The following is a 6,130-nucleotide window of genomic DNA, read 5'->3' on the forward strand; positions in this document are numbered from 1 at the left end:
GGGCGGGACTGTGATGGATGACGCATTCTTCTTGCCGGGGAGGGGTCAGGGTTGCAGAGTGGGATCGGCTGCGACCATCGGTGAGGTGCCCGTGACGGAGATCATGCGCCCGGACTCGAAGGGGTGGCGCCCCGGGGGGATGTGCGCGTTCCTCGTGTGCGACATCGCGAGCTTCAGTGACGCCTCGCGGGTCGACCCGATGCGGGTGCGGGTGCGCAAGGCGATGTACGACGGGCTCGACCGGAGCCTCCAGGGGGCGGGGCTGCGGCTGGACGACGCCTACCACGAGGATCGCGGGGACGGCGTGATGGTCGTCCTTCCGCCGGACGTCCGGACCGATCTGCTGCTGACGACGGTGGTCGAGGGGTTGCGGGCGGAGGTGCGGCACCACAATGAGGCGGCGAGCGCGCCCGCTCAGATGCGGCTTCGGGTGGCCGTCAATGTCGGGGAGGCCGAGTCGGACGGCCGCGGCATCGTCAGTACGGCGCTGACGCACACGTTCCGGCTGCTGGACGCGGCGCCGCTGAAGGAGGCGGTGGCGGTCGCCGAGACGGGGCTGGCGCTGATCGTGTCGCGGCAGGTGTACGAGGACGTGGTGCGCCAGGGCAGGGGCCGCGTCGATCCGGGCGACTACTACCAGGTCAGGGTGCAGGTGAAGGAGACCACCGACGACGCCTGGGTCATGGTGCCGGGGGTGCGGCCCGCCGGGCGGGGGGCCGAGGTTCCCGCGGTGCCGGAGAGCAGGCCGGCGGAGTCGGGCGCGTTCGCGCAGGCGGAGGCGCCTCCGATAGGGGCGGCGGAGGTTCCGGCGGCGCACCTGTTCCGGGTCGTGGACGATCTGCTGAGGATCCCCCGGCTCCGGGTCGAGCGCGGGCGCGACCAGTTGCTCGGAGCGCTGTCCCTGGAGATCGCCGGGGCCGTCCCGCGGTCGGGGGAGGCGCGCGCCGACCTCTACGCCATCGTCGAGACGTGCCTGGACTATCCGGGCGGGCTGCAGCAGCTCATGCAGGCCATCGAGGGGTTCGTCGGGGAGTCGATGGCGGTGCGCCGCCTGGAGCGGACGGTCGCCCAGGCGCTCCTGCCGCCGCGCGATCCCTGGGCGTGACGGCTCCTCAGGCCTTGGTGATGGTGGCCATGGCGCGGTCGGGTTCCCAGTGGGCGCGCAGGGACGTGATGCGCCCGGCGTCGTCCACCGTGTAGATCAGGACGCAGTCGATGGTCATGGTGGAGCCGTCGTGCGTCGTGGTGGTGATCGTCGCGACGTTGGCGCAGCAGGGGCCGTTGGCGAAGGAGTCTGCGATGTCGAAGCGGAAGCCGGCGATCGTGGAGATGAAGTTCGTCCAGAACGCCTCGGTGCCCGCCCGGCCGCGGTGGCCGCCGCCGGAGGGGTCGAGGAAGGACGGGCCGACCGGGTCCTCGATGAGGGCGTCGGGGGTGAAGAGGTCCAGCCAGTCGTCCTTGCGGCCCTCGGCGACGGCGGTCATGGAGGCGCGGGCGGCGCGGCGGGCGGGGTGGTCCGCGTCGGGGGCGTTCCAGGTGATGGCGTCCATGTGCCGAAGTGTAACGTGTTCTCGTTTTATTGGGTCTTCGCGATGACGTCCTCGGCGAACCTTTCCAGATGCTCGATCTTCTTGCTCAGGGGCTCGGTGTCGGGACCCTTGGCGTAGGGCATCCGGAAGCCGACGATCGCGTCGGTGACGCCCTTGTCCTCCAGCCTTTTCACCCCGTCGGGCGTGTAGGCGTCCATGGAGATGACGTGGATCTCGAAGGGGGCGTCCGATTTCCCTTCGTTCTCGCGGATGCGGTCGAGCCTGGTGATGAGGTCGTCCAGGTCGTCGCCGCCGGCGTGCATCCAGCCGTCGCCGCGCACGACCGCGCGCCGCAGGGCCGGCTCGCTGTGCCCGCCGACCAGGAGGGGGAACGGCTGCGCCGGGTTGATCTTGAGCGCCGGGATGTCGTAGATCTCGCCGTGGTACTCGAAGTAGCCGCCGCCGCTGAGGCCGCGGATGATGTCCATGGCCTCGTCCATGCGCTTGCCGCGCCGCTCCCACGGGACGCCCATGACCTCGAAGTCCTCGGGCCACGGGCTCACGCCCACGCCGAGGCCGAGCCGCCCGTTCGTGAGGCAGGCGAGCGAGGTGGCCTGCTTGGCGACCAGGACCGGCGGCCGCACCGGGAGCTTGAGGACGAACGGGGTGAACCGGAGCGTGCTGGTCACCGCGCCCATGGCCGCGATCAGCGTGAACGTCTCGATGAACGGCTTGTCCTCAAGGAAACTCCGGTCGCCGTCCGGGGTGTAGGGATACGTCGAGTCGGACTCCTTCGGATAGACGAGGGAGTCGGCGACCGACATGCTCGTGTAACCGGCGGCCTCGGCGGCCTTGGCCAGCGGAAGGTAGAACGACGGGTCGGTCATCGCCTCGGCGTAGGTGAACCTCATGCCGGAATACTAGAACGTGTTCCACTCCCATGCCAGGGCGGTCGCGGGCGAGCATCATGGACTCGATGGACGTCTGGGAGCTGCTCGCCGAGGCCGGGGCCGAGCGCAGGTTCGGTGCGGGGGACGTCCTGCTCCGCCAAGGCGACCCCGCATCGCACGTCCTGCTCCTGATGGCGGGCCGGGTCAAGGCGCTGCTCACGCTCCCGGACGGCGAGGTGCTCCTCCTCGCCGTCCGCGGGCCGGGCGAGCTGCTCGGGGAGATCGCCGTGCTCGGCGGTGACGGCCGCTCAGCGACGGTCATCGCCGTCGACCCGTGCGTCACGCGGGTGCTGGCCGCCGGGCGCTTCCGGTCGCTGGTGCGTTCGGCGGGCGCCGAGGACGAGTTGCTGCGGCGGGCGATGCGGCGCCTGCGCGAAGGAGAGGCGTGGCGCGCGGAGACCGCCGCGCTGCCCGCAGGCCCGCGTGTGGTCAGGGCGTTGCTGCGGCTCGCCGTTGCGGGCGGGAACGGGCCGCTCGACGTGGGGCTGGGCCAGCTGGAGATCGGCCAGGCGGTCGGCCTGTCCCGCGGGGTCGTCGCGGCGGAGCTCGCCCGCCTGCGGGAACAGGGCGTCGTCTCGACCGAGCGCGGCCGCACGGTCATCACCGACCTTCCGCGCCTGCGCGCCTTGGCCGCATCGGGACGCCGCTCTGTCTGATTTCTGACAGCATGCCCGACGGCCTGTCTGCAAGGTGGTGGAAAGCCGACACTGCCTAGGAGAGAGCCATGGAAGCGTTCCGTGCCTTGCTCGTCGTCGACGCCGAGAAGTTCAGCGCGCACCGTGACGCGGACCTGACCGCCGTCCACCTGGAGATCCGGCGCGTGCTGGCGACGGCCTGCCGGGAGAGCGGGCTCGGTGAGACGTGGGAGGACGTCCGGTTCAGCGAAAGCACCGGAGACGGGGTGCTCGCGATCCTGCCGCTGGAGGCGTCGCCGGCGCTGATCGACCCGTTCCCGCGGCGGCTGCAGGAGGCGCTGGCGTCGGCCGCGCCGGGGCTGCGGGCGCGGGGGCTGCGGTTGCGGCTGCGGGTGGCCCTGCACATCGGGCTTGTGGACGACGAGCACCCGGAGGCCCCGGGCATCTCGACCGCGACCATCGACGTGAACCGGCTGCTCGATGCCGGGCCATTGCGGGACGCGTTGAAACGCAGCGACCCCGAGGTCACGTTCGTGGCCGTCATCGTCTCGGCGGAACTGTTCGCCACCTACGTCGCCGGCGGACGGACAGGGCTGCGCGAGAGCCAGTTCATGCGGGTCCAAGTCCAGGTGAAGCAATTCGACCGTCCGGCCTATCTGCATGTGCCGGCACCATCGGGCCGCGATGAGCCGCCTGCCGAGCCCCTCGAAGGGCCTGGGCCAGAGTCCGCCGGGACGTCCATCAGCGGCATCACGATCAGCGGTAACGGCTCCCAGAACGCCATCGGCAACACGGCCGGCGGCGACTTCCGCCAGGAGCGGTCGTGACCACGGTCGAAGCTGTGACGATCACCGGCGATGACACCCAGAACGTCATCGGGAACACCGTCTCCCACGACTTGGTCGTCAATCAGATCCGCTACGTCCGCGAGCGCCGGTCGATGAGCCTCGCGGACGGCGAGATCGCCGACCGGGTCGCGGAGTACGTCCCGGCGCTCAACCACCGCGACATCGTCGAGCGCCTGCGCTTGGGCCGGGCCGTCGCGCTGTGCGGGCCGCGCGGCGCCGGGGTGGCGACCACGGCGATCGCGGCGCTGCGCGAGTTGCGGCCGCGGCTGGAGATCCGCAGGTTGACCACGGGCGAGGACGACGTGGAGGAGATCCGGTCGGCCGACGCCGTCGGGTATCTCGTCCGTGCCGGTGACGAGGACGCGTCGCGCCTGCGGACGTGCGCGGAGGCGGTGTGGGCCTCGGGCGGCTACCTGCTGGTCGTCGGGACCGAGGCCGACCACCGCGGGGACTTCGCCGACGTCCTGCCGCCGGTCCCGGTGCGTCCGCCCGACGCGATCACGGTCTACCGGCGGAGGCTCGCTCGCAAGGGGCTCGGGGAGACTGCCTGGCCGGGCTGGCCCGGGGCGGCGGACCTGCTGAAGGACGGTTCGCCGGGCGACGCCTGCAGGCTCGCGGACATCGTCCGGGCCGTCGTCCGCACGGGCGGCGACGAGCGCGAGGTGGAGCGTGCCTACCGGGGCTGGGAGGAGCAGCTGCGCGAATGGTTCGGCGGGCATCCCGAACCGCGCGACCGGACGCTGCTGATCGCCGCCGCGACGATCGCCCCGGCGGACGAGACGAGCGTCTACGGGGCGGCGCTGTCGCTCGCGCGGCAACTGGCGGTCAAGGTCGAGGGCGGCGGGCTGGTGTGGTGCCCGTCCACCGGGCTGGGCGAGCTGATCGGCGCGGGGGCCGACGGCGGCCGGCTCGCCTTCCGGCGGCAGGGGTATCGGGAGTCGGTGCTGCGCTTCGTCTGGCGCGACTATCCGCTGGCCCGCAACGAGCTGCTGGGCTGGCTGGCGGCGCTGCCCGCCGACGGCGCGGTGGTGCTGGACCCCGCGCTCCGGAACCGGGTCGCCGAGGTCTTCGCCGACCTGGCCGCCGAGCATGGATCGGCGGAGCGGATCCTGCGGGCCGCCCATGACTGGGCGGTCCGGGAGGAGGAGGCGGATCTGGCGTACGTGGCGCTGGCCCGGGCGTGCCTCCATCCGGTCGTCGGCGGACGGGTGCGGACCCGCCTCTACGAGTGGTCCCGGGAGCGGCGGCTGCCGCAGACCCTGAAACTGACGATCGTCCGGGTCGGCCAGGTGCTGGGCGGGACGTACCCGTCCATCGCCATGACCCGGCTCAAGCACCTCGCGACGTTCGGAAACGAGCAGGTGCGCGCCGAGGTGGCCGATGTGGCCGCCGAGCTGGCACAGGACCATCACGACGTCGTCTTCGAGGCGGCGCTGGGGTGGTGCGGGGCGGCGGCGGGCCTGTCGTCCGAGCGGGATGGCGGACGGCTCGCGGACGTGGCGCTGCGCGTGCTGCTCGACCTGCTGGCCCGCCGTCCGGAGGGCGCCCGGCCGGTGGGGGCCGTGCTCGACGCCATCGAGCGGCTGGCGGGATGCGGCGGCGGGGTCCGTCGGCCGGCCCTCCGGGCGGCGCTGGAGCTCGGGGCGCGGCATCGTGCGGCGGTGGTCCGTGCGGCGCTCGCCTGGTCGGACGATCTGCACGCTGATCCGTTCTCCCGGGCGCCGGAGCGCGCCCTCTTCGGTTCGGCGCTGTTCCTGCGCCTCGCGCGTGTGCAGGGCGCGGACGGCCTCGCGGTGGTGCTGACCGGGCCGGACGCCGTCGACCCGGTGGGCTGCGTGTCCGCCTGGCACGCCGCGTTGGCGATGCCGCCGCCGGACGGTGCCGGCGTCGACGACGCGGCGAGGCTGTGGCTGGAGACCGCGCTGGCACGCCCGGACCTGCGGCGAGGCGTCCTGGAATGCCTGATCTGGGCCGCGCACCGCGACCCGGCCCTGCGAAGGCGCGTTGTCGGAATCGTCCGAACGTGGGGGAATCTGCGGGCGGACGTGGAGGGCGTCCGGGGCGTCCGAGAGGAGGTCGTCGCCGAGTTGCTGCTGCCTGAGTGGCAGCGGGTCGTGTTCAAGGTCTGGGTGAAGGTGCGGCGGCTGGTCGTGCGGGACGGGTAGGCG

At 72.5% G+C, this 6,130-nt stretch carries 6 protein-coding genes; 4 read left to right on the forward strand and 2 right to left on the reverse strand.

The genetic code is table 11. The annotated features are described in order from the left end of the window. The first annotated feature begins 85 nt into the window (after positions 1-85). Complete coding sequence (locus E1293_RS43325; protein ID WP_132205392.1) at positions 86-1,105, forward strand: effector-associated domain 2-containing protein; 1,020 nt, start codon at positions 86-88, stop codon at positions 1,103-1,105. A gap of 7 nt (positions 1,106-1,112) precedes the next feature. Here the strand turns inward: E1293_RS43325 and E1293_RS43330 are convergent, their stop codons facing one another. Together E1293_RS43330 and E1293_RS43335 are read right to left on the reverse strand one after the other, a co-directional pair. Further along, positions 1,113-1,550 carry a nuclear transport factor 2 family protein gene (locus E1293_RS43330; RefSeq protein ID WP_132205394.1) on the reverse strand — a complete coding sequence of 146 codons (438 nt, stop codon included), beginning with the start codon at positions 1,548-1,550 and terminating at the stop codon, positions 1,113-1,115. A gap of 26 nt (positions 1,551-1,576) precedes the next feature. Continuing rightward, the gene (locus E1293_RS43335) at positions 1,577-2,440 is read right to left on the reverse strand and encodes an LLM class flavin-dependent oxidoreductase (RefSeq protein WP_132205396.1); all 864 of its coding nucleotides are present in this window, start codon (positions 2,438-2,440) and stop codon (positions 1,577-1,579) included. A 65-nt stretch (positions 2,441-2,505) separates the two neighbouring features. Between E1293_RS43335 and E1293_RS43340 the strand changes: the two genes are divergently transcribed. From E1293_RS43340 to E1293_RS43350, 3 genes are all read left to right on the forward strand, one after another. Then, positions 2,506-3,135 (forward strand): Crp/Fnr family transcriptional regulator, encoded by a 630-nt coding sequence (locus tag E1293_RS43340; RefSeq protein WP_243717434.1) that lies wholly within the window; start codon positions 2,506-2,508, stop codon positions 3,133-3,135. Positions 3,136-3,203: 68 nt separating this feature from the next. Beyond that, the gene (locus tag E1293_RS43345) at positions 3,204-3,941 is read left to right on the forward strand and encodes a hypothetical protein (protein WP_132205400.1); all 738 of its coding nucleotides are present in this window, start codon (positions 3,204-3,206) and stop codon (positions 3,939-3,941) included. After that, a complete protein-coding gene (locus E1293_RS43350) occupies positions 3,938-6,127 on the forward strand; it encodes a hypothetical protein (protein ID WP_132205402.1) in 2,190 nt (729 codons plus the stop codon). The genes E1293_RS43345 and E1293_RS43350 overlap by 4 nt, the downstream gene beginning before the upstream one ends. Positions 6,128-6,130 lie beyond the last annotated feature (3 nt).

It is taken from the genome of Actinomadura darangshiensis (genome assembly GCF_004349235.1).
Classification (GTDB): domain Bacteria; phylum Actinomycetota; class Actinomycetes; order Streptosporangiales; family Streptosporangiaceae; genus Spirillospora; species Spirillospora darangshiensis.

Coding starts and splice junctions, on each gene's coding strand:
- E1293_RS43330 (WP_132205394.1), bottom strand. CDS start 1,550: ATGGACGCCATCACCTGGAACGCCCCCGACGCGGACCACCCCGCCCGC.
- E1293_RS43335 (WP_132205396.1), bottom strand. CDS start 2,440: ATGAGGTTCACCTACGCCGAGGCGATGACCGACCCGTCGTTCTACCTT.
- E1293_RS43340 (WP_243717434.1), top strand. CDS start 2,506: ATGGACGTCTGGGAGCTGCTCGCCGAGGCCGGGGCCGAGCGCAGGTTC.
- E1293_RS43345 (WP_132205400.1), top strand. CDS start 3,204: ATGGAAGCGTTCCGTGCCTTGCTCGTCGTCGACGCCGAGAAGTTCAGC.